Raw genomic sequence first — 25,941 nt, 5'->3', positions numbered from 1 at the left:
CACGACCCCAGCTGCCTCCCCTGCAACCCCGGCACCCGCACCGGGCCCCGCCAGGTTCGTGGCCACCCAGACGCTGCTGACCCTGGAGGCCCGGCACCCCTTCGCCGCGAAGTCGCTCGTTGACGCTCAGGACATGCACCGGACGGTGATGAGCGGATTCCCCGGCTGGGTGGACGACGGCAGCCCCGACCCACGGGCACAGATGAGTGTCCTGTCGACCTGGACCGTCGATCTCCGTCAGGCCCGGCTCAGCCTGGTGGTCCAGTCATCGGTCCCCGCCGACTGGACTGGCCTGCCCAGCGCGGCCCTGGCCGAGGCTCCGCACACCCTCACGCTCGACCGCACCTTCCGTCCGGGCGACCGCGTCGACTTCCGTACGATCGTCAACCCGGTCCGCACGCTGCCGCCGCCGCCCGGCTCCCCGCCGAAGACCCGCGGTGCCCGCGTCCCGCACACCCGCCCGGAGCATGTGAAGCGTTGGTTCGCCCGCCGTCTGCAACCGCTCGGCCGACCCCCGACGGCTCAGGACGGGGTTGTACGCATCGGCGCCGACACAGACCTGGAAAGGCTGGCCGTACGCATGCTGCCGCGGGTCTCCAGCCCCGCCCCGCACAAGGGCCTGCGCATCGCCCGAGCAGAACTCAAGGGCACCCTCACCGTTACCGACCCCACCGCCTTCGTCGCCGCCCTCACCCGGGGCATCGGCCACGCCAGGGCGTATAGCTGCGGACTGCTGCTGGTGCGGTGAACCCGAGGTCGGTGGCGCCCGAAGGGCAACTGCAACCACACACGTCGAAGGGCCCCACCGCGAGCGGTGGGGCCCTTCGACATCGTGCCCGGTGAGGCACTGGCGGAGGATACGAGATTCGAACTCGTGAGGGGTTGCCCCCAACACGCTTTCCAAGCGTGCGCCCTAGGCCACTAGGCGAATCCTCCGCCGCAAACAATACAAGACGTTGAGGAGTGCTCGCGAACCCGTTCCCCGGGGAGGGGTCGGGGTGGTGGTCGAGGTGGACTTGTGGGGGTGGGGATCGGCTAAGGTGGGCGTCAGCCCCTCACGTGGCGCTATCTGACTGAACTCCCCCAGGGCCGGAAGGCAGCAAGGGTAGGTTGGCTCTGGCGGGTGCGTGGGGGGCCCTTGCGTGTGCGGGTGGTGCCCGTCACGGTCGGAGCCGGTTGTCAGTGCGCCCCGATAACCTCGTAGGTGTGTCGTCCCTTGCGCTGTACCGCCGCTACCGCCCCGAGTCGTTCGCCGAGGTCATCGGTCAGGAGCATGTCACTGACCCGCTCCAGCAGGCCCTGCGGAACAACCGGGTCAATCACGCGTACCTGTTCAGCGGCCCGCGAGGCTGCGGCAAGACGACCAGTGCGCGCATCCTGGCCCGCTGTCTGAACTGCGAGCAGGGGCCCACGCCCACGCCCTGCGGGGAGTGCCAGTCCTGCCAGGACCTGGCGCGCAACGGGCCGGGGTCCATCGACGTGATCGAGATCGACGCCGCTTCGCACGGTGGCGTGGACGACGCCCGTGATCTGCGGGAGAAGGCGTTCTTCGGGCCCGCGTCGAGTCGTTACAAGATCTACATCATCGACGAGGCGCACATGGTGACGTCGGCGGGGTTCAACGCCCTGCTGAAGGTGGTGGAGGAGCCGCCGGAGCACCTGAAGTTCATCTTCGCGACCACGGAGCCCGAGAAGGTCATCGGGACCATCCGGTCGCGTACGCACCACTATCCGTTCCGCCTCGTGCCCCCCGGGACCCTGCGCGACTACCTCGCCGAGGTCTGCGGCCGGGAGAACAGCCATGTGGACGACGGCGTCCTGCCGCTCGTCGTGCGCGCCGGGGCCGGGTCCGTGCGTGACTCGATGTCCGTCATGGACCAGCTGCTCGCCGGCGCGGGCGACGAGGGCGTGACGTACGCCATGGCGACGGCACTCCTCGGCTATACGGACGGCTCCCTGCTCGACTCGATCGTGGACGCCTTCGCGGCGGGCGACGGGGCCGCCGCCTTCGAGGTCGTGGACCGGGTCATCGAGGGGGGCAACGACCCGCGCCGGTTCGTCGCCGACCTGCTGGAGCGGCTGCGCGACCTGGTGATCCTGGCCGCCGTCCCGGACGCCGGCGAGAAGGGGCTGATCGACGCGCCCGCCGACGTCGTGGAGCGGATGCAGGCCCAGGCGTCCGTGTTCGGGGCCGCCGAGTTGAGCCGCGCCGCCGACCTGGTCAACGAGGGGCTTACGGAGATGCGCGGCGCCACCTCGCCGCGCCTCCAGGTCGAGCTCATCTGCGCCCGGGTCCTGCTGCCCGCCGCCTTCGACGACGAGCGCTCCCTGCAGGCCCGGCTGGACCGGCTGGAGCGGGGCGCCTCCTTCGCCACCACCGGCCCCGGCCCCGCCATGGGGTACGTGCCCGGCCCCGAGGCCCTCGCCCACGCACCGGTCCCGCCCGCCCCCAGCCGGACACCGGGCCCGCCGCCGCCCGGGGCGACGCGCAGCCTCCCGCCCCGGCCCCGGTCGCGCCCCAGGCCCCGCCCCCCGCCCCCGTGCCGACACCGCCGCCCGCCGAGGCGCCCGCCGCCGGGCAGCGGCCAGGTGCCTGGCCCGCTGCGGCGTCCGCCCCGTCCGCCCCGGACCAGGGGCGCCGACCCGGTGGCTGGCCCACCGCGGCCGCGCCCGGCCGCACCCCCGCACCGGCCCCGCAGAGCGCCCCCGCCGGGCCCCCGCCCCGCCGGGCCCCCCGCCGCGGTGCCCGAGACCGCTCCCGGCATGGCGCAGGGCGCCGGCCAGGTGCGCACCATGTGGCCCGACATCCTGGAGGCGGTGAAGAACCGCCGACGTTTCACATGGATCCTCCTCAGCCAGAACGCCCAGGTGACCGGGTTCGACGGCAGCACCCTGCAGATCGGCTTCCTCAACGCCGGTGCGCGGGACAACTTCACGAGCAGCGGCAGCGAGGACGTGCTGCGGCAGGCGCTGGCGGAGCAGTTCAACGCCCAGTGGAAGATCGAGGCGATCGTCGACCCGTCGGGCGGCGCCGGGCAGCCCGCACAGCCCCCGTCCGGCGGCGGCCAGCGCCCCTACAGCCCACCGCCCGCCGCGCCGCAGCGCCCCGCCGTCCCCGCGCCGCAGCCATACGAGCGGCCCGCAGCCCCCGCGCCCGCCCCGGCCCCGTCGCCCGCGTCCGCCCCGCAGCAGCCGGGCCCCGGCTCCGGCTCCCCGGCCGGGCCGCCGCCCGCCTCCTACGCGGCCCCCGAGGCGCCCCAGCCGGTCGCCCCCGAGGACGACATCCCGGAGGCCGACGACCCCGACCTGGTCGACTCCGCCCTCTCCGGACACGAGCTGATCGTCCGCGAGCTGGGTGCCACGGTGGTCGAGGAGTACAACAACGAGTAGACGGGCCGCCGCCCTGTCCACGGACCGGCGGCCGTCAAGGGTGCCGCGCCCCGGCGGCTAGGCTGCACCCCGTGAAGGTCCTCGTCATCGGCGGCGGCGCCCGCGAACACGCCCTGTGCCGCTCTCTGTCCCTCGACCCCGACGTCACCGATCTGTACTGCGCCCCCGGCAACGCCGGCATCGCAGAGGTGGCCGAACTGCACCCGGTCGACGCCCTCAACGGCGTCGCCGTCGCGCGCCTCGCCGCCGAGCTGGGCGTCGGGCTGGTGGTCGTCGGCCCGGAGGCGCCGCTCGTCGCCGGTGTCGCCGACTCGGTGCGCGCCGCGGGCATCCCGTGCTTCGGCCCGTCCGCCGCCGCCGCGCAGCTGGAGGGCTCGAAGGCGTTCGCCAAGGACGTCATGGCCGGGGCGGGCGTGCCCACCGCCCGCAGCTACGTGTGCACCACGCCCGCCGAGATCGACAGCGCCCTCGACGCGTTCGGCGCCCCCTACGTGGTCAAGGACGACGGTCTGGCCGCGGGCAAGGGCGTCGTCGTGACCGAGGACGTCGAGGTGGCCCGCGCCCACGCGCTGGCCTGCGACCGGGTGGTCATCGAGGAGTTCCTCGACGGCCCCGAGGTGAGCCTCTTCGCCATCACCGACGGCACCACCGTGCTGCCTCTCCAGCCCGCCCAGGACTTCAAGCGCGCGCTCGACGGCGACGAGGGCCCGAACACCGGCGGCATGGGCGCGTACTCCCCTCTGCCGTGGGCCGACCCCAAGCTGGTCGACGAGGTCATGGAATCGGTGCTCCAGCCGACCGTGGACGAGCTGCGCAGGCGCGGTACGCCGTTCTCGGGGCTGCTGTACGCGGGCCTCGCGATCACCTCGCGCGGGGTGCGGGTCATCGAGTTCAACGCCCGGTTCGGCGACCCGGAGACCCAGGTCGTCCTGGCGCGCCTGCGCACGCCGCTCGCCGGTGTGCTGCTCGGTTCCGCCAACGGCACCCTGGACGAGCTGCCGCCCCTGGCATGGCGCGACGAGGCCGCCGTCACCGTGGTCATCGCCTCGCACAACTACCCGGACACCCCGCGCACGGGCGACCCGATCGAGGGGCTGGACGAGGTCGCGGCGCAGGACGCCCCGCACGCGTATGTGCTGCACGCCGGCACCAAGCGCGACGGCGACACGATCGTCAGCGCGGGCGGCCGGGTGCTGTCCGTGACGGCGACCGCCGACGACCTCGCGGGCGCCCGTGAGCGCGCATACGCGGCGGCGGCGCGGATCCGGCTCGACGGTTCCCAGCTCCGCTCGGACATCGCGAAGAAGGCCGCGGAGGACGCGGCGGCCGCCGGAGCCTGAGCCGGGCGCGCGGCGGGCTCAGGCCCGTACCCCGCTGACCCCTCACACCTCAACACCTTTGACCAAAGCCATTCCATCGAGTGACGGCTGAGCCATCCGGATGACGCCCGCCGCACCCCCAACTAGGGTGCGGCGCAAGCGTTCCGGCACTTGGCCCACCGGCATTGCGATGTCAGTGGCGGGTGCCACAGTGGGGGAGTGAGCAACACCGCCGTGGGGGCAGAGGGGGTGAGGTCCAGCCGTGTCCGGTACCGGTACGGGTGAGGAGCCGGGTGCGCGGGCAGCGCGGGCCCGGGCGCTCGTCCTGCTGCGCATCCGCGGCAGGGCGGCGGCGGTCGCGCTGCTGCCCTGCCGCGCTGGCCGTGGTGCTGTTCGCCGCGGGCGCGCGAGGGTTCGCGGACGGCGACGGCTGGGACGCGGCGCGCTGGGCCGTGGCCGTCTGCGCGGTCGTGGTCCTGCTGGTCGCGGGAGCCGTCGCGCTCGCGGTCATACGGGCGAAGCCCGCGGTCAGCCCGACCGTCCCGCTGAGCGAGTCGGCGGCGCCCGACCTCTACCGCCTGGTCCGCGAGCTGGCGGAGCGGCTCGACGTGCCGGCGCCCTCGGCCATAGCCCTCACACCCGACTGCGACAGCTGGCTCGAGGACCGCTCCCACCCGGCGGCCGGCGGCCCGGCCCGGCGGGTGGCGGCGGCCCCCGTGCTGGTCATCGGCTCACCGTTCCTGTGGTGGATGCGGGTCGCCGAGCTGCGCGCCCTGCTCGCCCCGGTCGTGGCGGGCACCAGCGCCTCCGCCCAGCCCGACATAGCCGCCGCCCGGCGCTTCGTCCGGGGCCTGGACGGGGCGGTCGCCGATGGCGCCGCGCCCGCCCGGGGGCGGTGAGCCGGGCCCTGCGGCTGCCGCGCGTCTTCGTCGGGCGGATCGCCCGGATACTGCTGCGCAGCTGTCGGGGTCATGCCGCGGAGATGGAGCGGGGGGTCGCCGCCGCCGCGTCCTCGCGCGCCCGGGAAGTGGACTACGGGCTGCGGATCGTCGCGCAGGAGCAGGTGGGCCTCGCCTACGCCGGCTGGGACCGGCTGCTGACCCGGGTCGCGCTGCCCGCCTGGCGGATGGGCCGCTGGCCCTCGCAGCTGGACGCGGGCGTCGTCGCCGCGCTCACCGAGCTGTCCCGCCGCGACCGGCTGGCCGAGGGGTACGCCTCCCGGCTCGGCGAGCGGCCCGCCTGCGACCTCCTGGAGGAGCCGGGAGCGGCCGACGAGGCGGCGTCCCTGCTGGCGGCCCGGCTCTTCCACGGCGGGCCCGCCGGGACCGGCCCCGACTGGTCCCCGGTGGACTGGCAGCAGTATCCGGACGAGGTGGTCGACCGGAAGTGGCGCTCGGAGGCGGCCCGGCTGCACCGCGTCCTGGACGCCATGGGCGTTCCGCCCGCCGCCGCCGTCGGCGGGGTGCCCACGCTGGCCCGTGTGGTCGAGCACCTGGAGGCGGGGGAGGCCGGAGGCGAGGAGCTGGCGGCCGGGATCCTCGCGGCCGTGGCCCGCGAGGAGGCCGCGGCGCAGGAGCGGGTCAATCCGTCCGGCCAGGACGTGGGCGTGGGCGGCGCGAGCGGCCCCGGTGCCTCAGCGGGCCCGGGCGACGCGGGCCCGGGCGGCCCTGGCGCGGAGGCCCTCAGCCCGGGCCCCGCACCGAGCCCCGCCCCCGGCGACGACCTCCTCGCGCTCTGGGGCCCCGACCCGCTCCCCCTCTTCCCGCTCCAGCCGCCCCGTACCGGCACCGAACTGCTCGCCGACCACGTCGCGGCCATGGTCTGCTGCGCCGCCGTGGACACGGCGGGCGCGGCGCCCGGCCTGGACTGGCTCGACGGGCCCACGCTGCTGGTCGACGGCGAGCGCCGCGCGGACCTGGGCAGCCCCGTCCTCAGCCTGATCGAGGACGGCGACGCCGGGCCGCTGCGGTCCTGGCTCGCCTCGGTCGGGGTACGCACCGACAAGCCCGTCCGCCTCGTCTGAAACGGGCCCCGCCGACAACTGACGCGGCGGACGGGATGGCCGAGAACAACCGCATAACCGGAGGCTCGGCTTCCGTTCACGTCAATTCACGACGAACGGTGACGGACTGCGTGCGTCATGTGATGTGCTGGGGAACGGCGCTGACTGACGGCGCACCACAGTTGATCCGGGGGCCTGAGGGAGGGGGAGCGTGATGGGGGCGGAACAGATCCGTCGGTGGGAATCGGGTGCTCTGGCGCATGCCGTGACCGACCCTTTCGGCCAGGGGCCGCTGCCGTGGCTGCGCGGCAGCGAGAACTACTTCGACGACACCGGCCAGGTCGTGCCCTGGTACGCGGACCCCACCCTGTCCGGTGGCGGCACGCGCACCGCCGACGACGTGCGCCGGCAGATCAAGGGCTTCACCTCCACGGGCGCCGCGGCCCCCGGTGAGGCGATCGACTTCCACATCACGGTGGACCCGCCGCAGCAGTTCTCCGTGGACGTCTACCGGATCGGCCACTACGGGGGCGACGGCGCCTCGAAGATCACCACGAGTCCCCGCCTGTCGGGCATCGTCCAGCCGGCGCCCCTCACCGCCGACCGCACGGTCTCCTGCCACCACTGGTGGCTGTCCTGGCGCATGCAGGTCCCCAGCTACTGGTCGCTCGGGGCGTATGTCGCCGTGCTCACCACGCTCGACGGCCACCGCTCGCACATCCCGTTCACGATCCGCGACAACCACCCGGCGGACCTGCTCCTCGTCCTCCCGGACGTCACCTGGCAGGCGTACAACCTCTATCCGGAGGACGGCCGGACCGGCGCCAGCCTCTACCACGCCTGGGACGAGGAGGGCCGGCTGCTGGGGGAGGAGGACGCGGCGGTCACCGTCTCCTTCGACCGCCCCTACGCGGGCGCCGGCCTCCCGCTGCACGTCGGGCACGCGTACGACTTCATCCGCTGGGCCGAGCGCTACGGCTACGACCTCGCCTACGCCGACACCCGCGACCTGCACGCGGGCCGGGTCGACCCCACCCGCTACCGGGGCCTGGTCTTCCCCGGCCACGACGAGTACTGGTCGGTGCCGATGCGGCGGGCCGCCGAGCGCGCCCGCGAGCACGGCACCTCGCTGGTCTACCTCTCCGCCAACACCATGTACTGGCAGGTCAGCCTGGGGCCTTCGGCGTCCGGGGTGCCGGACCGGCTGCTCACCTGCCGCAAGCGCCGGGGGCCCGGCAAGCCGGCGCTCTGGCGCGAGATCGACCGCCCGGAGCAGCAGCTGCTCGGCATCCAGTACGCGGGCCGGGTCCCCGAGCCCCACCCCCTGGTCGTGCGGAACGCGGAGCACTGGCTGTGGGACGCGACGGGCGCCCGTGAGGGCGACGAGATCGAGGGACTGGTGGCGGGCGAGGCCGACCGCTACTTCCCGCGCACCACGCTGCCGGAGCACGACAACCGCATCCTGCTCGCCCACTCCCCGTACCAGGACAGCGAGGGTGTGATGCGGCACCAGGAGACCTCGCTGTACCGGGCCCCGTCCGGCGCGCTGGTCTTCGCCTCGGGCACCTTCGCCTGGTCCCCGGCCCTGGACCGCCCCGGCCATGTGGACCCCCGCATCCAGAAGGCCACCGCCAACCTCCTCGACCGGATCTGCAAGCGCGCCTGACCGGAGGCCGCCCGCCCCGGCCACCCGGACGCCACCCCTCCGCAGCCCGCCGCCCCCGGATACGGGACAATCGGAACGGTTCTTGGAACAACGTACGCGGAGGCAGCGTGTCCGGATTCGTAGAAAAGCCCGAGCCGGTGCAGGTGCCGGGACTCACCCACCTGCACACCGGCAAGGTGCGCGACCTGTACCGGAACGAGGCCGGTGACCTCGTCATGGTCGCCAGCGACCGGATGTCCGCGTACGACTGGGTGCTGCCGACCGAGATCCCGGACAAGGGCCGCGTCCTGACCCGCCTCTCGATGTGGTGGTTCGACCAGCTCGCCGACCTCGTGCCGAACCACGTCCTGTCGACCGAGGTGCCCGCCGGCGCCCCCGACGACTGGGAGGGCCGCACGATGATCTGCACGTCGCTGCGGATGGTCCCGGTCGAGTGCGTCGCCCGCGGCTACCTGGCGGGCTCCGGCCTCGTCGAGTACAACGCCTCGCGCACCGTCTGCGGCATCGGGCTCCCCGAGGGCCTGGTCGACGGCTCCGAGCTCCCGGGCGCGATCTTCACCCCCGCCACCAAGGCCGCCGTCGGTGACCACGACGAGAACGTGAGTTACGAGGAGGTGGCCCGCCAGGTCGGTACGGAGACCGCCGTCGCGCTGCGCCGGACCACCCTGGACGTCTATGGCCGGGCCCGCGACATCGCCCGCGAGCGCGGGATCATCCTCGCGGACACGAAGTTCGAGTTCGGCTACGCGCCCACCGCCGACGGCGGCGAGGAACTGATCATCGCCGACGAGGTCCTGACCCCGGACTCCTCCCGCTTCTGGCCGGCCGCCTCCTGGGAGCCGGGCCACGCCCAGCCGTCGTACGACAAGCAGTTCGTCCGCGACTGGCTGACCTCCCCGGCCTCCGGCTGGGACCGCAAGAGCGAGCAGCCTCCGCCGCCGCTGCCGCAGGAGATCGTGGACGCGACCCGCGCCAAGTACATCGAGGCGTACGAACTCCTCACCGGCACGCCCTGGCAGTGACGCCACACGAAGAAGCCCCCGGCCGAAAGGCCGGGGGCTTCTTCTCGTCTGAGCGGACGACCAGGTTCGAACTGGCGACCTCAACCTTGGCAAGGTTGCGCTCTACCAACTGAGCTACGTCCGCAAGCGCCGAAGCGCGAGACCTACTATACCCAACCCCGCTCGCGTGCGAGACGCACTGCCGCGTGACGGTTCTCCGCCCCGAGCTTCGACGCCGCCGACGAGAGGTAGTTCCGCACGGTCCCCTGCGAGAGCGAGGCCCGCTCGGCGATCTCCGCGACCGGCGCCCCGTCGACCGCGAGCTCCAGCACCTCGGTCTCGCGCACGGTCAGCGGCGAGTCCCCGGCGGCGATCGCGTCGGCCGCCAACTCCGGGTCCACGTAACGGTTCCCGGCCCGTACGGTGCGGATGATGTCGGCCAATTGGCGGGCGCTCACGGTCTTGGGCACGAAGCCCCGCACGCCCGCCGCGAGGGCCCGCTTGAGATGGCCCGGCCGGCCGTGGCTGGTCACGATCATGGTCCGGCAGTCCGGCAGTTCGGCCCGCAGCGATGTGGCCACGCTCACACCGTCCGACCCGGGCATCTCCAGGTCGAGCACCGCGACATCCGGGCGGTGGGCCCGTGCCATGGCGAGCGCCTCCGGACCCGTCGCCGCCTCCGCGACCACCACCAGGTCCTCCTCCAGCGCGAGGAGGGCGGCGAGCGCGCCCCGGATCAGATGCTCGTCATCGGCGAGCAGTACCCGTACCGCGGTCATCGTCATTCCTCCACGAGGCCGGATCCCGGCCTCACCATCACACCCGGGGCCACCATGGCCGCGGGACGCAGGACCTGGGGCGCGCGGCGTGCCGACGGGACCGTCGCCAGCGGGACCGTCGCCGTCAGCCGGAACAGGCCGCCCTTCACCGGGCCCGCCTCCAGCGAGCCGTCCAGCGCGGCGAGCCGTTCGCGGAGACCGGCCAGCCCGGAGCCCGGTCCGTCGGAGGCGGGCGGGGGCGCCGTCCCGGAGGGCGTCGCGCCGTCGTTCTCCACCTGGCACACCACGGCGTCGGCGGTGACCTCCACCCGGATCAGGCAGCGGCTCGGGTCGCCGTGGCGCAGCACGTTGGTGGCCGCCTCCCGGACGACCCACCCGAGCGCCGACTGCACGGGCGCGGGCAGGTCGTCCCCGCTGTCGCCGGTCACCGCGCACTCGATCCCGGCGGCGCTCAACACACCCTGCGCGCCGGCCAGTTCCGTGCCGAGGTCGGCTTCGCGGTAGCCGCGCACCACATCGCGCACCTCCTGTTGCGAGGCGCGCGCTATCCGCTGCACCTCGACCATCTGGTCCACCGCCTCGGGCCTTCCGCGCTGGGCGAGCTCCACCGCCAGCTCGCTCTTGAGCGCGATCACCGCGAGGTTGCGGCCCAGCACGTCGTGCATGTCCCGCCCGAACCGCAGCCGTTCCTCCGCCACGGCGAGCCTGGCCTGTATGCCCCGGGCCTGCTCGGCCTGCCACATGACGCTCATGCTCCAGGCGCTGGGCCGGACCGAGATCAGGACCAGCACACAGCCGAAGAGGCTGCAGGGCACCACTCCGGCCAGGGTGACGCCCCGGACGCCGGCCACGGCGAGGGCGCCGGTGATCAGGGCGGTGAGGCAGAGGGACTCGACCAGGAAGCGGCGGACCGGCACCAGGAGCACCCGCGTGATCACGAGGGCCATCGGCGCGTTCAACGTCATGAGCAGCAGCCCCGAGCCGTGGACGCCGTCCACCCCGGCCAGCGCCGCCAGGAGCCCGACGGCCACGACCAGCAGCACCGCGGGGGCCAGCAGGCGCCGCCCCGGGAAGACGGAGCTGCCCAGGTAGTGCTCGTAGGAGGCGTGCAGGTTGCGGTTGCTCAGCAGGCACTGCGCGAGGCTCACCAGGAGCAGCGCCAGGCCGAGGGCCAGCGGAAGCGGTTCGTGGCGGATGTCGTGGTCGAAGGGCGTCCCCTGCCAGGCCAGGGCGAAGAGCCAGGGGAGGCAGGAGATGGTGAACCGCGAGTACAGGTCGATCCGCTCCATCTTGCCGCGCTCCTGCCAGCCGCGGTACCAACCCCGTACGCGCATCACGGCCCAACCTCCTTGTCAGCGGCGGGGGTCCCAGCGGAACCACCGCTGCACAGCAAACACGGCCAGCGCCGTCCAGACCAGCCCGGTCAGCGCGGCGCCGAGCAGGTCGGAGCCCTCGGGGCCGCCGAACCAGCCGGCCCGGACCAGGGTCATCACACCGGTCAGCGGAAGGTATTCGCAGACCGCCGCGAGCCGGTCGGGGAATATGTCCAGCGGGATGAAGAGGCCCGAGCCCATCATCGAGACGAGGAACAGGGGCAGCGTCGTCAGCTGCGCGGTCTGCACGGTTCGGGTGATCACCGAGGTGACGGCGGCCAGGGCCGTCAGCAGCACCACGCCCAACAGCAGTCCCGCCACCAGCAGTTCGGGGCGCTCCGGTGCGCCGAGCCCGAAGAAGGCGATTCCGGCGCCGACGATCACCGCGCTCTGGGCCAGGGCGAGGGCGCCGGCCGGAAGGGCGGTCCCCGCCAGGATCTCCGCGTCGGTGACCTCGCCGGTGCGCAACCGCTTCAGGACCAGCTCCTCGCGCCGGGCGACGTAGGCGGCGACCAGGTTCATGTAGACGGCCTGGATGAGTACCGTCCCGACACCGCCCATGAGCGCGGCTCCGGCGACGGTCAGGCCCGTGCCGTCGAGGTCGACCTTCTCGAACGCCGACCTCATCGCCATGATCATGGCCGCCGGCATGAGGAGCGCGACGAATATCGCCGTTCTGTTCCGGGCGAGCAGCGACAGCTCGGCCCGGCCGAGGGACGTCAGCCGGCTCACGGCCGTCGTGCGCGCGGGGCCGGCGGCGGGGGTGGTGGCGGTGGTCATGGGACGGGCACCTCTTCGGTTTCGGCGGCGGACTGCGCGATGTCGAGGAACGCCTCTTCGAGGGAGGCGGAGCGGGCGTCGAGCCCATGGAGCCGGACGCCCGACTCGGCGGCCCAGCGGAGCAGTTCGGTCAGGGTGTCCTGGAGGCCGTGCGTCCGTATCTCGACCCGGGGGCCCTCGGCGGCGGCGCGGAGATCCAGGGGCAGCCGTGCCGCCGGAACGCCCTCGGGCAGTTCGAAGCGGATGCGGGCGGGGCGGGCCGCCGTCACCTCGGCCGTGGTGCCCGCGGTCACGATCCGGCCGCGGTGCATGATCACCAGCCGGTCCGCGAGGGCTTCGGCCTCCTCCAGGTAGTGCGTGGTGAGCAGCACGGTGGTGCCGTCCTCCTGGAGGCGGCGCACCAGGGCCCAGGTGTCGCGGCGGCCCTCCGCGTCGAGACCGGTGGTCGGCTCGTCGAGGAAGAGCACCTCGGGCCGGCCGAGGAGCGCCAGCGCCAGGTCGAGCCGCCGCCGCTCACCGCCCGAGAGCTGCTTGACCCGGACGCGGGCGCGGTGGCCGAGCCCCACCAGCTCCAGGGCCTCGCCGGTGGGCCGGGCGCCGCTGGTGCAGCCCGCCCACATCCGTACCGTCTCGGTGACCGACAACTCGGACGGGAAGCCGCCCTCCTGGAGCATCACGCCTATGCGCGGGCGGACCTGCGAGCGGTCACCGTAGGGGGCGTGGCCCAGTACGCGGACCGTGCCGCCGTCGGGCCGGGCGAGGCCCTCCAGCAGCTCGACGGTGGAGGTCTTGCCGGCCCCGTTCGTACCGAGGAGGGCGAAGAGCTCGCCGCGGGCCACGGAGAAGGAGACGCCGGACACGGCCTCGAAACCGCCGGCGTAGCTGCGCCGGACGTCTTCCGCCTGGATCACGCACTCACGGGACATGTCGTCGCTGGTCATGTCCTCAGCTTTCCGCCCGCCCCGGGCCCGGGCAGTGCGGCCTGTCATCACCACCCATGACAAACGTCATGGGTGGCTCCCCCGGAAGCGGGGAAGACACCTGAAGACCCGGGACACGACGAAGGCCCCGGTCGAAATCGACCGGGGCCTTCGTATTCTGAGCGGACGACCAGGTTCGAACTGGCGACCTCAACCTTGGCAAGGTTGCGCTCTACCAACTGAGCTACGTCCGCATTGCACCCACTCGGCTTTCACCGGTGGAGCGAGCACTACTCTACCTGATCCACCGGAGTGGTCCTGCGAGTCGTGCAGAGCGGGTGACAGGAATTGCACACTGCGCCTTCCCCCTGGAAGGGGGATGTTCTACTACTGAACTACACCCGCACGCTGCGTGGGGTTCGGCCTTTTCGGCCTCGCCCCTCGGCGTGTTCCAGACTCTATCCGACCTGCGGGGGTGTCGCGCAAGTCGGCTCCTCCGCGGACCCCCCGCCGGCGCCCCGCCGGACCTGTCGCCGGGTCAACTCGCTTCCTGGAACGCCTCGTACACGCTCTTCGGGATGCGGCCCCGGGCGGGCACGTCCATCCGGTGCGAGCGCGCCCAGGCGCGCACCGCCGCCGGGTCGGGCGCGAGCGAGGTGTGCCGGTACGGAACGGGGGTCTTGCCGTGCTTGCCGGCATTTGTCTGCTTGCGGCCGGCCGCCATGTACGGGGCCAGGGCGTTCCGCAGTTTCTTTGCGTTGGACGGATTGAGGTCGATCTCGTACGACTTCCCGTCCAGGGCGAAGGTGACCGTTTCCGCCGCCGTGCCCCCGTCGATGTCGTCGGAGAGTGTGACCACTACGCGCTGCGCCACGGATATCGGTCCTTTCCTACGGCATCGACGCGTCTGACATGCGCCGATGCCGGCCTTCCGGCTGTGAGCGCGGATGCGGGCCGACTGTTGTCGGTGCTCCGGGGCAATGCTGCATTCCCCGGTAATCATTTGTACAGCGAGTGGTACCGCATTGTGAAGCCCGTCCAATTACTTCCGCGTGTCCGCCCGCTATGTGTGCCGCTCGTGGGCATTTGTTTCGCGGCTTTTCCGCCGTCCGGTGATCGGCCGATATCCGGACGTGATCTATCCCGTTTGATATCTACCCGCGTAGAATTTCCGGCCAGGTACGCTGAGTGGACCCGCGGGGGTCCGGGGTACCCCCTCCGGAGAAACAGCCGCACCACACCACCACACCGGGAGTGCCAGTGGCACGCGTCGTAGTCGACGTCATGCTCAAGCCCGAGATCCTCGACCCGCAGGGACAGGCGGTGCAGCGCGCACTGCCCCGTCTCGGCTTCGAGGGAATCGCGGACGTACGTCAGGGAAAGCGTTTCGAGCTGGAGGTCGAGGGGCCGGTCGATGACGCCGCCCTCGCCCGTATTCACGAGATGGCGGAGACGTTCCTCGCCAACACCGTGATCGAGGACTTCACCGTGAAGGTGGAGAACGCCGAGGAGTCGAAGTGACTGCTCGTATCGGAGTCGTCACCTTTCCGGGCACGCTCGACGACCAGGACGCCCTCCGGGCCGTTCGCGTCGCGGGCGCCGAACCCGTATCGCTGTGGCACCGCGACAAGGACCTGCACCAGGTCGACGCGGTGATCCTGGCGGGCGGTTTCTCGTACGGCGACTATCTGCGCGCCGGAGCCATCTCCCGGTTCTCGCCGGTCATGGAGACGGTGATTGAGCAGGCGAAGGCGGGCATGCCGGTCCTCGGCATCTGCAACGGCTTCCAGATCCTGACCGAGGCGCACCTGCTGCCCGGCGCGATGCTGCGCAACAACCACCTGCACTTCATCTGCCGCGACCAGACCCTGCGCGTCGAGAACGCGGAGACCGCCTGGACCTCGGACTACTCCGCGGGCCAGGAGATCTCCGTACCGCTCAAGAACATGGACGGCCGCTACACCGCCGACGAGCACACGCTCGACGCGCTGGAGGCCGAGGGCCGCGTCGCCTTCCGCTACGTGGGCCGCAACCCGAACGGCTCGCTGCGCGACATCGCCGGCATCACCAACGCCGCGGGCAACGTCGTCGGCCTGATGCCGCACCCGGAGCACGCCGTGGAGCCGCTGATCGGCACCGGTCGCACCGACGGTCTCGGTTTCTTCACCTCGATCATCAAGAAGCTGGTCAACGCATGAGCCTGGACACGGTCAAGCACGCGGCCGAAACCCCGGACACCGCGCAGCCCTGGAAGGAACTCGGCCTCAAGGAGGACGAGTACGCGCGCATCCGCGAGATCCTGGGCCGCCGTCCCACCGGCGCCGAACTCGCCATGTACTCCGTGATGTGGTCCGAGCACTGCTCGTACAAGAGCAGCAAGGTCCACCTCAAGCAGTTCGGCGAGAAGGTCCCCGCCAACGACGCCATGCTCGTCGGCATCGGTGAGAACGCCGGTGTGGTCGACGTCGGACAGGGGTACGCGGTCACCTTCAAGGTCGAGTCGCACAACCACCCCTCCTACATCGAGCCCTACCAGGGCGCGGCGACCGGCGTCGGCGGCATCGTCCGCGACATCCTCGCCATGGGCGCCCGCCCGGTCGCCGTCGTGGACCCGCTGCGCTTCGGCGCGGCCGACCACCCGGACACCAAGCGGGTGCTGCCGGGTGTGGTCGCGGGCATCGGCGGGTACGGCAACTGCCTCGGCCTGCCGAACATCGGCGGCGAGGTCGTTTTCGACGCCTGCTATCAGGGAAACCCGCTCGTCAACGCCGGTTGCATCGGTGTGATGAAGCACGAGGACATCCACCTCGCGAAGGCTTCGGGACCCGGCAACAAGGTCATCCTGTACGGCGCCCGCACCGGCGGCGACGGCATCGGCGGCGTCTCCGTGCTGGCCTCGGAGACCTTCGAGTCGACCGGCCCGGCCAAGCGCCCGGCCGTCCAGGTCGGCGACCCGTTCCAGGAGAAGCTCCTCATCGAGTGCACCCTGGAGATCTTCAAGGAGAAGCTCGTCGCGGGCATCCAGGACCTCGGCGGCGCCGGGCTCTCCTGCGCCACGTCCGAGCTGGCCTCCGCGGGTTCCGGCGGCATGCGCGTCGAGCTGGACACCGTGCCGCTGCGCGACTCCTCCCTCTCGCCCGAGGAAATCCTCATGAGCGAGTCGCAGGAGCGCATGTGCGCGATCGTGGAGCCGCAGCACGTCGACCGCTTCCTGGAGATCTGCGAGAAGTGGGACGTCATCGCCACCGTCATCGGTGAGGTGACCGAGGGCTCGCAGCTGGAGATCTTCTGGCACGGCGAGCAGATCGTGGACGTGCCGCCGCGGTCCGTCGCCCACGAGGGCCCGACGTACCACCGCCCGTTCGCCCGCCCGTCCTGGCAGGACGCGCTCCAGGCCGACGACGCCGGCAAGCTGGCCCGCCCGGCGAACGGCGCGGAGCTGCGCGAGCAGGTCCTCAAGCTGGTCGCCTCGCCGAACCAGGCGTCGAAGTCCTGGATCACGGACCAGTACGACCGGTTCGTGCAGGGCAACACCGTGCTCGCGATGCCCGAGGACGCCGGCATGGTCCGCATCGACGAGGAGTCCAACCTCGGCGTGGCCATGGCGACCGACGGCAACGGCCGGTACGCGAAGCTCGACCCGTACACCGGTGCGCAGCTCGCGCTGGCGGAGTCGTACCGGAACGTGGCCGCGACCGGTGCGAAGCCGCTCGCGATCTCGGACTGCCTGAACTTCGGTTCGCCCGAGGACCCGGACGTCATGTGGCAGTTCGCCGAGGCCACCCGCGGTCTCGCGGACGGCTGCCTGGAGCTGGGCACCCCGGTCACCGGCGGCAACGTCTCGCTGTACAACCAGACCGGTGAGACGGCGATCCACCCGACGCCGGTCGTGGCCGTGCTCGGTGTGATCGACGACGTCACGCGGCGTACGCCGGTCGCCTTCGGGGAAGAGGGCCAGCTCCTCTACCTGCTGGGTGACACGCGTGAGGAGTTCGGCGGCTCGGCCTGGTCCGAGGTCGTCCACAACCACCTCGGCGGGATGCCGCCCAAGGTGGACCTGGGCCGTGAGAAGCTGCTCGCCGAGATCCTGATCTCGGCCTCCCGCGACGGCATGATCGACGCGGCGCACGACCTGTCGGACGGCGGTCTGATCCAGGCGGTCACCGAGTCCTGCCTGCGCGGCGGGAAGGGTGCCCGGCTGGTCGTGCCGGACGGCCTCGACGCGTTCACGCTGCTGTTCTCCGAGTCCGCGGGCCGCGCGGTCGTCTCGGTGCCGCGCAGCGAGGAGCTGCGGTTCAACGACATGTGCGGGGCGCGCGGTCTGCCCGTGACCCGCATCGGTGTCGTGGACGGCGACGCGATCGAGATCCAGGGCGAGTTCAGCATCCCGCTGAGCGAGCTGCGCACGGCGCACGAGGAGACGATCCCGGCGCTGCTCGCGTAGTTCCCGGACAGCACACGCCGAAACCCCCGACCGGTTCCGCCCGGTCGGGGGTTTTCGCGTGGTGCGTACGGGGAACTGCGCGGCCCCGGTGGGGGGTTCGGCCCTTGCCCGTACGGGGAAGAGTCAGGCGCTCGTACGGGTGCCGGGCAGCCGGGTCGCCAGGAGCAGGGCGAGGACCATCGCGCCGGTGGCGCAGGCGAAGACCACGTCCGTCGAGGAGACGAAGGCGTCCAGGGCGTGGACGTGGGCGGTCCCGGTGAGGCGGCCGATGTCGCTGGTCGTTCCGCCGGGGCCCTGGGCGGCGTAGACCCTGCTGAGTACGGCTCCGAAGAGGGAGGCGCCCAGGGCGGTGCCGAGGGTCTGGAAGAAGCGGACGCCCGTGGTGGCGACGCCCAGTCGGGCCGGAGGGGCTGCGTCCTGCACGAGCTCGATCAACTGGCCGATGAGCTGGCCGAAGCCGATGCCCATGAGCAGCAGCGCGCCGCGCACGGTCCACAGGCCGGTGTCCGTGTCGAGCGTGGACAGCAGGGCGAGAGCGGCCGAGGCGAAGACCGTGCCGCTGACGACGAACGTCTTCTGCGACCAGCCGGCCGCGACCAGGCGTCCCGAGACGAGCCCGACGACGGTCATCCCGATCGCCATCGGGACCAGGAAGAGACCGGCCGAGGTCGCGGCGACCCCGCGGACCACCTGGAGGTAGATCATCACGTAGACGATCGACCCCATCATCGCGACGCCGACCAGGCCCTGGATGGCGAAGCCGTACCGCATGAGCCGCAGGCGGAAGAGCGAGAGCGGCAGGATCGGTTCGGCGGCCGTGGCCTGGCGCCACAGGAACAGGCCGAGCGCGACGACGGCGGCGACGGCGAGGCCGACGATCACCGGCGAGGTCCACGCGTAGTCCTCGCCGCCCCACTCGGTGACCAGGAGCAGCGCGGTGGAGAAGGCGGCGGCGAGGCCGGCGCCGAGGAAGTCGATGCGGTGGCGCGTCGTGCGGACGGGGAGCCTCACCGTGAACAGCGCGGCGATCAGGACGGCGATGCCGACGGGCAGGTTGACGTAGAAGATCCAGCGCCAGCCCGCGTGGTCGGCCAGGGCGCCGCCCAGCCAGGGGCCGAGCGCCATGCCCGCACCGGCGATGATCCCGCCGATGCTGCCCTTCCGGTCGTCGCCCTTGGCCTTGGAGCCCTTGCCCTCCTGCGCGTCGTCGCCCTCCTTCGGGCCCGCCGTGCCGAGTTCACGGAGGACGACCATGGTCACGCTCATCAGCCCGCCGCCGCCGATGCCCTGGAAGGCGCGTGCGGCGATCAGTTCGCCCATGGACTGGGCCATTCCGCACAGCGCGGACCCGGTGAGGAAGGCGGCGAGCGCCCCGATGAAGACCTTCTTCGAGCCGAGGGTGTCGCAGAGCTTGCCGTACAGGGGCAGCGCGGCGGTCGCGGCGAGCTGGTAGGCGGCGATCAGCCATGGGATCCGGTCGACGCCGTGGACCGGATCGAGGTCGCGGACGATCGGGACGGTCGCCGAGGACACGATGTTCGAGTCCAGAACGGCCAGCAGGATCGTGACGATGCAGAGTGCCACGGCGATCGTGACGCTCCGGCCGCCGGGCGGCCCTTCGGTGGCGGTCGTCCCTCGTGGGGCGGGCGCTGTGGCTGTTCCGGGCATGACGGGACCCCCCTCCTGGGCGGTGCTGACGTGCACCGCTGTGGTGGCCCCACTGTCCATCTCATTCATGTACCGAGTCAAGTTTTAATCCCGGATTATTTTTCATCCTGGTACAGTGAGGCCATGACCGAGGGTATGGGCCTGCGCGAGCGCAAGAAGAGGGAAACCCGGCGGCGGCTGCTGGAAACGGCCACCAGGCTCTTTTCCGAGCGCGGGTTCGATCAGGTCTCCGTCGCGGAGATCGCCGACGCGGCCGATGTGTCGAAGATGACCGTCTTCAACTACTTCGACAGCAAGGAAGACCTGGTCTTCGCGCCGCTGGAGGAGCACGTCGGCGACGCCGCCCGGATCGTGCGGGAGCGCGCGCCCGGTGAATCGGCGGTCGCGGCGCTGCGAAGGCAGTTCGTGGCGGCGGTCGAACGGCACGACCCCGCGGTGGGCATGGGGGACTCGCCGGTGGCGCTCGGCATCGTGCGGCTCATCCTGGAGACGCCCGCCCTGCTCACCCGCGCCCACTCCTACTTCGTGCGTACGCAGGACCAGCTCACCGAGGCCCTGATCGAGGAGGGCGAGGAACCGGTCATCGCGCGCATCGTCGCTTCCCAACTGCTCGGTACGCGAAACGCGCTGCTCACCGAGAACCGCAGGCGCCTGCTGGCCGGCGAACCGGCCGCCGCGGTCGTCCCCGACGCCGTCGCCCTCGCCCACCGGGGCTTCGACCTGCTGGAGAAGGGCCTCGGCGACTACGCGACGCGCACCTGATCCGGGGCTGCCCGCACGCGGGCGGACGCCTGTCCGTGCACCCGGGGCCGACGCCCTGTCAGTGGCGCGTCGTAGGCTCCCCGACATGCCGCCCTCGCAGAAGCGCCCCCGCCGTTACGACCCGGCCAGGACCCGCACCGCGGTCCTCGCCCAGTTCGCCCACGTCCGGGACGCCGTGCGCACGCTGACCCCGCAGCAGCTGGCCGCGCCGAGCGGACTCGGTGACTGGACGGTGCGCGAGCTCGCCGCGCACATCACCATGGCCCTCTCGCACGTCAACCAGACGCTGGGGCTTCCCGCGCCGGCCCTCGCCAAACCCGAGGTCTCCCTCCTGGAGTGGCCGTTCACCACAGCGGCCCGCGCCCCCAGGATCGCGGACGACACCGCCGAGCGGGCCGCCGCCGCCCCCGACCTGGACGCGCTCTACGCGGAGGTCGCCGCCCGCTTCGAGGCCCTGGTGCCCGGCGCCTCCGAGGACCGCCTGCTGGCCACCCGGGTCGGGGCGATGCGCCTCGGCGACTTCCTGGTCACCCGCACCGTGGAGCTGGTCGTCCACACCTGGGACCTCAACGAGGCGACCGGGCTCTCCGTCCCGTACGACCGGCAGGCGCTCGCCGCGTGCAGCCGCCTCCTGGCCGACGCGCTGGCCGAGCGGGCGCCCGGCGGTTCGGTCGAGGTCCGGGTGCCGCCCTTCGCGGTGGTGCAGTGTGTCCAGGGGCCGCGCCACACCCGGGGCACCCCGCCCAACGTCGTCGAGACCGACCCGCTCACCTGGATCCGGCTCGCGACCGGGCGCACGGAGTGGGCGCGAGAGGTCGAAGCGGCGAAGGTGGCCGCGAGCGGTGAGCGCGCGGACCTCTCCGAACTGCTGCCGCTGATGGGCTGACCGCGTCCCGGACGTCCGGCGGGCGCCCCGAGATGCCGCATACCGGGCGCCTCCGGTGTGAGGCTCGCCACGAAACGACCGGTCGGGCTGCTCGCTCCCGGCACCCGCTCAACGGCTCACGCAGCGCCACGACGGGTCTCCGCGTGGGGCGTTCCGGGTGGCCGGAACCAGTCGGTCGATGGCCGGTGATCCGGGCGTCGCCTGCCCTGGGGCGGTTGCCGCGCGTAGATCGGGGAAGGGCTGCGGTGACTGTGCGTAACTGATCCGGAGGGTCCGGGAGCGTGCTCCGGGGGCGCTTCGCCGGTGGTGGGGCGGGGGATCCCCAATTCGGACCAGTGGTCGATCTCCCCTACACTCGATGGCGTGCCTCGTGGTGATGGACGACTCAACCACGACCTGCTCCCCGGAGAGAAAGGCCCCCAGGACGCTTGCGGCGTCTTCGGTGTCTGGGCTCCGGGCGAAGAGGTCGCCAAGCTCACCTATTTCGGACTGTATGCCCTGCAGCACCGTGGACAGGAGTCCGCGGGCATCGCAGTGAGCAACGGGTCCCAGATCCTGGTCTTCAAGGACATGGGACTGGTCTCGCAGGTCTTCGACGAAACCTCCCTGGGATCGCTCCAGGGCCATATCGCGGTCGGTCATGCCCGCTACTCCACCACCGGTGCCTCGGTGTGGGAGAACGCGCAGCCGACGTTCCGTGCGACTGCGCACGGCTCGATCGCCCTCGGTCACAACGGGAACCTGGTCAACACGGCCCAGCTCGCGGAGATGGTCGCCGACCTCCCGCGCAAGGACGGCCGCGCCACCCAGGTCGCCGCGACCAACGACACCGATCTGGTGACCGCGCTGCTCGCCGGCCAGACCGACGACGACGGCAAGCCGCTGACCATCGAGGAGGCCGCCGCCAAGGTGCTTCCCGAGGTGCGGGGCGCCTTCTCCCTGGTCTTCATGGACGAGCACACGCTCTACGCCGCCCGTGACCCGCAGGGCATCCGCCCGCTGGTCCTCGGCCGCCTGGAGCGCGGCTGGGTCGTCGCCTCGGAGTCCGCCGCCCTCGACATCTGCGGCGCCAGCTTCGTGCGCGAGATCGAGCCGGGCGAGATGGTCGCCATCGACGAGAACGGTCTGCGTACCTCGCGATTCGCGGAAGCGAAGCCCAAGGGCTGTGTCTTCGAGTACGTCTACCTGGCGCGCCCCGACACCGACATCGCGGGCCGCAACGTCTACCTCTCCCGGGTGGAGATGGGCCGCAAGCTGGCCGCCGAGGCGCCCGTCGAGGCGGATCTGGTCATAGCGACGCCGGAGTCCGGCACCCCGGCCGCCATCGGTTACGCGGAGGCCAGCGGGATTCCGTTCGGCGCCGGTCTGGTGAAGAACGCCTACGTCGGCCGGACCTTCATCCAGCCCTCCCAGACCATCCGCCAGCTGGGCATCCGCCTCAAGCTGAACCCGCTCAAGGAAGTCATCAAGGGCAAGCGCCTGGTGGTCGTGGACGACTCGATCGTCCGCGGCAACACCCAGCGCGCACTGGTCCGGATGCTCCGTGAGGCCGGCGCCGCCGAGATCCACATCCGGATCTCGTCCCCGCCGGTGAAGTGGCCCTGCTTCTTCGGCATCGACTTCGCGACCCGCGCCGAGCTGATCGCCAACGGCATGTCCGTCGAGGAGATCGGCACGTCGATGGGCGCCGACTCGCTCGCGTACATCTCGATCGACTCGATGATCGAGGCGACGACGATCGACAAGCCGAACCTGTGCCGCGCCTGCTTCGACGGCGAGTACCCGATGGAGCTCCCGGACCCGGAGCTGCTCGGCAAGCAGCTGCTGGAGACCGAGCTGGCGGCGGGCCCCGCGGCGACCGCGGCGTCCGACGCGCTGCGGCGTCCGTGACCCGGACCGTCCGGCAGCCCTTCCCCCAGCCCCGTATCTCCACACGAAAGATCCCAGGCAATGTCTGAGACAACAGGTGCTTCCTACGCGGCAGCGGGCGTCGACATCGAGGCCGGCGACCGCGCCGTCGAGCTGATGAAGGAGTGGGTGAAGAAGACGCAGCGCCCCGAGGTCGCGGGTCTCGGCGGCCTCGGCGGCTTCGCCGGCCTCTTCGACGCCTCGGCGCTCAAGCGCTACGAGCGCCCGCTCCTGGCCTCCGCCACGGACGGCGTCGGCACCAAGGTCGACCTCGCCCGCCAGATGGGCGTGTACGACACGATCGGTCACGACCTCGTCGGCATGGTCGTGGACGACCTCGTCGTCTGCGGCGCCGAGCCGCTGTTCATGACCGACTACATCTGTGTCGGCAAGGTGCACCCCGAGCGTGTCGCGGCCATCGTCAAGGGCATCGCCGAGGGCTGTGTACTGGCCGGCTGCGCGCTGGTCGGCGGCGAGACCGCCGAGCACCCGGGTCTGCTGGGCGCGGACGATTTCGACGTGGCCGGAGCGGGTACGGGCGTGGTCGAGGCCGACCGCCTGCTGGGCCCCGACCGCATCCGCGAGGGCGACACCGTGATCGCCATGGCGTCCTCCGGGCTTCACTCGAACGGGTACTCGCTCGTCCGCCACGTCGTGTTCGACCGGGCCGGCTGGACGCTGGACCGCCAGGTCGAGGAGTTCGGCCGGACCCTGGGCGAGGAGCTCCTGGAGCCGACCCGGATCTACTCGCTGGACTGCCTGGCCCTCACCCGTACGACCGAGGTGCACGGCTTCAGCCACGTCACCGGCGGCGGCCTGGCCAACAACCTGGCCCGGGTCATCCCGGACGACCTGCACGCGACGGTGGACCGCTCGACGTGGACCCCGGGCGCGGTGTTCGACCTCGTCGGCAAGGCCGGCCGGGTCGAGCAGCTGGAGCTGGAGAAGACGCTCAACATGGGCGTCGGCATGATCGCGGTCGTCCCCGCCGAGTCCGTGGACGCGGCCCTGACGACGCTGGCCGACCGGGGTGTCGACTCCTGGGTCGCCGGCGAGATCACCGCCCGGGGCGACCACGCGACCGGCGCCGAGCTGGTGGGTTCGTACGCACGCTGATCGGGGACACCGGTCGGGCCGAGGGGCCCGGCCGGTCACCGGCGGCCGCCTCGCCCTTCCCGTACGCAGACAGCACAAAACCCGGTCCGGAGAAGCTCCGAACCGGGGTGATGTGTCAGCGCGAGGTCAAGCGCCGCGGCGCTTGGACGACGGACCGGACTGGTCGTTCTCGTCCTCGTCCTCGTCGTTGTTGTACAGATCCGCGTACTGTGCGTACGGGTCATCTTCTTCGTCGTCGTCCTCGAACGGCTCCGCGTTCGGTGGCTGACTCGAAGTCGATGCGCCCAGCTCACTGGCCAGACGCGACAGGTCCGTCCCGCCGGTGCTGTATTTCAGCTGGCGGGCGACCTTGGTCTGCTTGGCCTTTGCCCGGCCGCGCCCCATGGCTCGACCCCCTCGGTGACGGGGCTCGACGGCCCCAGAGTCTTGACACGCGTTCATGTTTCAGGACGGACTCTCGGCAGAGAGACCGTGCCTGTAGAGCTTTAACGGTACCTGCTTCCGCGGCCATACGGTACGCCGCCCGCATCACGCGCCACGGAAGAGGACCCTCGAGACGCCCCGTCCTCGCTGGTCAACTGCGATTTTAACCTCTTATCGGCAGGCGACCCGCCGACCGGCGTGAGTCTTGTCTCGCCGGTCGGCGGGCCGCCGCCCCACGGAGGGGTGCCGGCTCAGCGGCGACGCGCATCCGCCATCCGCTGTTCGGCGATCCGGTCGGCCGCCGCGGCCGGCGGAATGCCGTCCTCCTTTGCGCGTGCGAATATGGCCAGCGTGGTGTCGAAGATCCTCGTGGCCTTCGCCTTGCACCGGTCGAAGTCGAAGCCGTGCAGCTCGTCGGCGACCTGGATGACCCCGCCCGCGTTCACCACGTAGTCGGGCGCGTACAGGATCGCGCGGTCGGCGAGGTCCTTCTCGACGCCCGGGTGCGCGAGCTGGTTGTTGGCCGCGCCGCACACCACCTTCGCGGTGAGCACCGGCACGGTCTCGTCGTTGAGCGCGCCGCCCAGCGCGCACGGGGCGTAGATGTCCAGGCCCTCGGTACGGATCAGCGCCGCGGTGTCCGCCGCGACGGCGACCTCGGGGTGCTTGTCGGTGATCCGGCGCACGGACTCCTCGCGCACATCGGTGATCACGACCTCGGCGCCGTCCGCGAGCAGGTGCTCGACCAGGTAGTGGCCGACCTTGCCGACACCGGCGACCCCCACTTTTCGGCCACGCAGCGTCGGGTCCCCCCAGAGGTGCTGGGCCGAGGCCCGCATGCCCTGGAAGACGCCGTACGCGGTGAGCACCGACGAGTCGCCGGCGCCGCCGTTCTCGGGGGAGCGGCCGGTGGTCCAGCGGCACTCGCGCGCCACGACGTCCATGTCGGCGACGTAGGTGCCGACGTCGCAGGCCGTCACGTACCGGCCGCCGAGCGAGGCGACGAACCGGCCGTAGGCCAGCAGCAGTTCCTCGCTCTTGATCTGCTCGGGGTCGCCGATGATGACGGCCTTGCCGCCGCCGTGGTCGAGCCCGGCCAGGGCGTTCTTGTACGACATGCCGCGCGCGAGGTTCAGCGCGTCGGCGACGGCCTCGGCCTCGGAGGCGTACGGGTAGAAGCGGGTGCCGCCGAGAGCGGGGCCCAGGGCGGTGGAGTGGAGGGCGATGACGGCCTTGAGGCCGCTGGCCCGGTCCTGGCAGAGGACGACTTGTTCGTGTCCGCCCTGGTCCGAGTGGAACAGGGTGTGCAGGACATCGACAGGCGCGCCGGTCACATCGGTCACTGTGGTGACTCCCAAGTACGAAGCGGCGGAAAGACCCTCCTGAAGGTGGGGAGAGCCCGCCGGACCGGCCGTACGGACGGCCCGGCTGGGCAAGAGCGTAAGTCCTACCCCCACGTAGATCTGTTCCAGTGCCAAGGATCACCCCCTACCGGGGGACAGGC

20 protein-coding genes, 4 tRNA genes, 1 other RNA gene and 1 pseudogene are annotated in these 25,941 nt (G+C 71.9%); 14 read left to right on the top strand and 12 right to left on the bottom strand.

Annotated features, from left to right (window positions below):
* The first annotated feature begins 58 nt into the window (after positions 1-58).
* Positions 59-748 (top strand): type I-E CRISPR-associated protein Cas6/Cse3/CasE, encoded by a 690-nt coding sequence (locus tag NEH16_RS15195; protein ID WP_265542865.1) that lies wholly within the window; start codon positions 59-61, stop codon positions 746-748.
* A 100-nt stretch (positions 749-848) separates the two neighbouring features.
* On the opposite strand, the gene NEH16_RS15190 is transcribed toward NEH16_RS15195, so the two are convergent.
* Positions 849-936: transfer RNA gene (locus NEH16_RS15190), tRNA-Ser, on the bottom strand.
* Between the two features lie 111 nt (positions 937-1,047).
* Between NEH16_RS15190 and ffs the strand changes: the two genes are divergently transcribed.
* From ffs to NEH16_RS15160, 6 genes and pseudogenes are all read left to right on the top strand, one after another.
* Positions 1,048-1,142, top strand: an RNA gene (gene ffs / locus NEH16_RS15185) — signal recognition particle sRNA small type.
* Positions 1,143-1,206: 64 nt separating this feature from the next.
* Complete coding sequence (locus tag NEH16_RS15180) at positions 1,207-3,390, top strand: DNA polymerase III subunit gamma and tau (RefSeq protein ID WP_265542863.1); 2,184 nt, start codon at positions 1,207-1,209, stop codon at positions 3,388-3,390.
* A 71-nt stretch (positions 3,391-3,461) separates the two neighbouring features.
* Positions 3,462-4,730, top strand: coding sequence for a phosphoribosylamine--glycine ligase (gene purD, locus NEH16_RS15175; RefSeq protein WP_073966768.1), 1,269 nt, complete (start codon positions 3,462-3,464; stop codon positions 4,728-4,730).
* A 241-nt stretch (positions 4,731-4,971) separates the two neighbouring features.
* Positions 4,972-6,732 (top strand): annotated as a pseudogene (locus NEH16_RS15170) (hypothetical protein).
* A gap of 193 nt (positions 6,733-6,925) precedes the next feature.
* Positions 6,926-8,377 (top strand): N,N-dimethylformamidase beta subunit family domain-containing protein, encoded by a 1,452-nt coding sequence (locus tag NEH16_RS15165; RefSeq protein ID WP_073966770.1) that lies wholly within the window; start codon positions 6,926-6,928, stop codon positions 8,375-8,377.
* 107 nt (positions 8,378-8,484) lie between these two features.
* Positions 8,485-9,399, top strand: coding sequence for a phosphoribosylaminoimidazolesuccinocarboxamide synthase (locus NEH16_RS15160; protein WP_265542860.1), 915 nt, complete (start codon positions 8,485-8,487; stop codon positions 9,397-9,399).
* A gap of 51 nt (positions 9,400-9,450) precedes the next feature.
* Here NEH16_RS15160 and NEH16_RS15155 read toward each other — a convergent pair.
* The 8 genes from NEH16_RS15155 to NEH16_RS15120 all read right to left on the bottom strand — a co-directional run bounded on the left by NEH16_RS15155 (position 9,451) and on the right by NEH16_RS15120 (position 14,104).
* Positions 9,451-9,523 (bottom strand) — tRNA-Gly (locus NEH16_RS15155).
* A 22-nt stretch (positions 9,524-9,545) separates the two neighbouring features.
* Entirely contained in the window at positions 9,546-10,157 is a 612-nt protein-coding gene (locus NEH16_RS15150; protein WP_265542858.1) for a response regulator transcription factor, read from the bottom strand.
* A gap of 2 nt (positions 10,158-10,159) precedes the next feature.
* Positions 10,160-11,491 carry a sensor histidine kinase gene (locus NEH16_RS15145; RefSeq protein WP_265542857.1) on the bottom strand — a complete coding sequence of 444 codons (1,332 nt, stop codon included), beginning with the start codon at positions 11,489-11,491 and terminating at the stop codon, positions 10,160-10,162.
* An 18-nt stretch (positions 11,492-11,509) separates the two neighbouring features.
* Positions 11,510-12,310, bottom strand: coding sequence for an ABC transporter permease (locus tag NEH16_RS15140; RefSeq protein ID WP_265542855.1), 801 nt, complete (start codon positions 12,308-12,310; stop codon positions 11,510-11,512).
* Positions 12,307-13,251, bottom strand: coding sequence for an ABC transporter ATP-binding protein (locus NEH16_RS15135; protein WP_265542853.1), 945 nt, complete (start codon positions 13,249-13,251; stop codon positions 12,307-12,309). Before NEH16_RS15135 ends, NEH16_RS15140 begins: the two co-directional genes overlap by 4 nt.
* A gap of 160 nt (positions 13,252-13,411) precedes the next feature.
* Positions 13,412-13,484, bottom strand: a tRNA-Gly gene (locus NEH16_RS15130).
* Positions 13,485-13,563: 79 nt separating this feature from the next.
* Positions 13,564-13,635: transfer RNA gene (locus NEH16_RS15125), tRNA-Gly, on the bottom strand.
* Positions 13,636-13,768: 133 nt separating this feature from the next.
* The gene (locus NEH16_RS15120; protein WP_198957044.1) at positions 13,769-14,104 is read right to left on the bottom strand and encodes a histone-like nucleoid-structuring protein Lsr2; all 336 of its coding nucleotides are present in this window, start codon (positions 14,102-14,104) and stop codon (positions 13,769-13,771) included.
* Between the two features lie 386 nt (positions 14,105-14,490).
* Between NEH16_RS15120 and purS the strand changes: the two genes are divergently transcribed.
* Genes purS through purL form a run of 3 tightly spaced genes read left to right on the top strand, consistent with a single transcriptional unit; the run spans position 14,491 to position 17,674 of the window.
* A complete protein-coding gene (gene purS / locus NEH16_RS15115; protein WP_018521910.1) occupies positions 14,491-14,751 on the top strand; it encodes a phosphoribosylformylglycinamidine synthase subunit PurS in 261 nt (86 codons plus the stop codon).
* Positions 14,748-15,428, top strand: coding sequence for a phosphoribosylformylglycinamidine synthase subunit PurQ (purQ, locus tag NEH16_RS15110; RefSeq protein WP_018101737.1), 681 nt, complete (start codon positions 14,748-14,750; stop codon positions 15,426-15,428). Before purS ends, purQ begins: the two co-directional genes overlap by 4 nt.
* Complete coding sequence (gene purL / locus NEH16_RS15105) at positions 15,425-17,674, top strand: phosphoribosylformylglycinamidine synthase subunit PurL (protein WP_265542848.1); 2,250 nt, start codon at positions 15,425-15,427, stop codon at positions 17,672-17,674. Before purQ ends, purL begins: the two co-directional genes overlap by 4 nt.
* Positions 17,675-17,797: 123 nt before the next feature.
* Here the strand turns inward: purL and NEH16_RS15100 are convergent, their stop codons facing one another.
* A complete protein-coding gene (locus NEH16_RS15100) occupies positions 17,798-19,342 on the bottom strand; it encodes an MFS transporter (RefSeq protein ID WP_265542847.1) in 1,545 nt (514 codons plus the stop codon).
* A gap of 123 nt (positions 19,343-19,465) precedes the next feature.
* Here NEH16_RS15100 and NEH16_RS15095 point away from each other — a divergent pair, with 123 nt between their 5' ends.
* The 4 genes from NEH16_RS15095 to purM all read left to right on the top strand — a co-directional run bounded on the left by NEH16_RS15095 (position 19,466) and on the right by purM (position 24,014).
* Positions 19,466-20,104 (top strand): TetR/AcrR family transcriptional regulator, encoded by a 639-nt coding sequence (locus NEH16_RS15095; RefSeq protein ID WP_073966779.1) that lies wholly within the window; start codon positions 19,466-19,468, stop codon positions 20,102-20,104.
* An 85-nt stretch (positions 20,105-20,189) separates the two neighbouring features.
* Positions 20,190-20,990: a maleylpyruvate isomerase family mycothiol-dependent enzyme gene (locus NEH16_RS15090; RefSeq protein ID WP_265542844.1), complete on the top strand. Its 801-nt coding sequence runs from the start codon at positions 20,190-20,192 to the stop codon at positions 20,988-20,990.
* 363 nt (positions 20,991-21,353) lie between these two features.
* On the top strand, positions 21,354-22,880 hold the full coding sequence (gene purF / locus NEH16_RS15085; RefSeq protein ID WP_073966781.1) for an amidophosphoribosyltransferase: 1,527 nt from the start codon (positions 21,354-21,356) through the stop codon (positions 22,878-22,880).
* Positions 22,881-22,940: 60 nt separating this feature from the next.
* The gene (purM, locus tag NEH16_RS15080) at positions 22,941-24,014 is read left to right on the top strand and encodes a phosphoribosylformylglycinamidine cyclo-ligase (protein ID WP_265542842.1); all 1,074 of its coding nucleotides are present in this window, start codon (positions 22,941-22,943) and stop codon (positions 24,012-24,014) included.
* A 126-nt stretch (positions 24,015-24,140) separates the two neighbouring features.
* Here the strand turns inward: purM and NEH16_RS15075 are convergent, their stop codons facing one another.
* On the bottom strand, positions 24,141-24,398 hold the full coding sequence (locus NEH16_RS15075) for a DUF3073 domain-containing protein (protein ID WP_073966783.1): 258 nt from the start codon (positions 24,396-24,398) through the stop codon (positions 24,141-24,143).
* A gap of 290 nt (positions 24,399-24,688) precedes the next feature.
* On the bottom strand, positions 24,689-25,780 hold the full coding sequence (locus NEH16_RS15070) for a Leu/Phe/Val dehydrogenase (RefSeq protein WP_073966784.1): 1,092 nt from the start codon (positions 25,778-25,780) through the stop codon (positions 24,689-24,691).
* Positions 25,781-25,941: the final 161 nt, after the last annotated feature.

This window comes from Streptomyces drozdowiczii (assembly GCF_026167665.1).
GTDB classification, from domain to species: Bacteria; Actinomycetota; Actinomycetes; order Streptomycetales; family Streptomycetaceae; genus Streptomyces; species Streptomyces drozdowiczii_A.
This window is presented reverse-complemented; position numbering and strand designations above follow the sequence as displayed.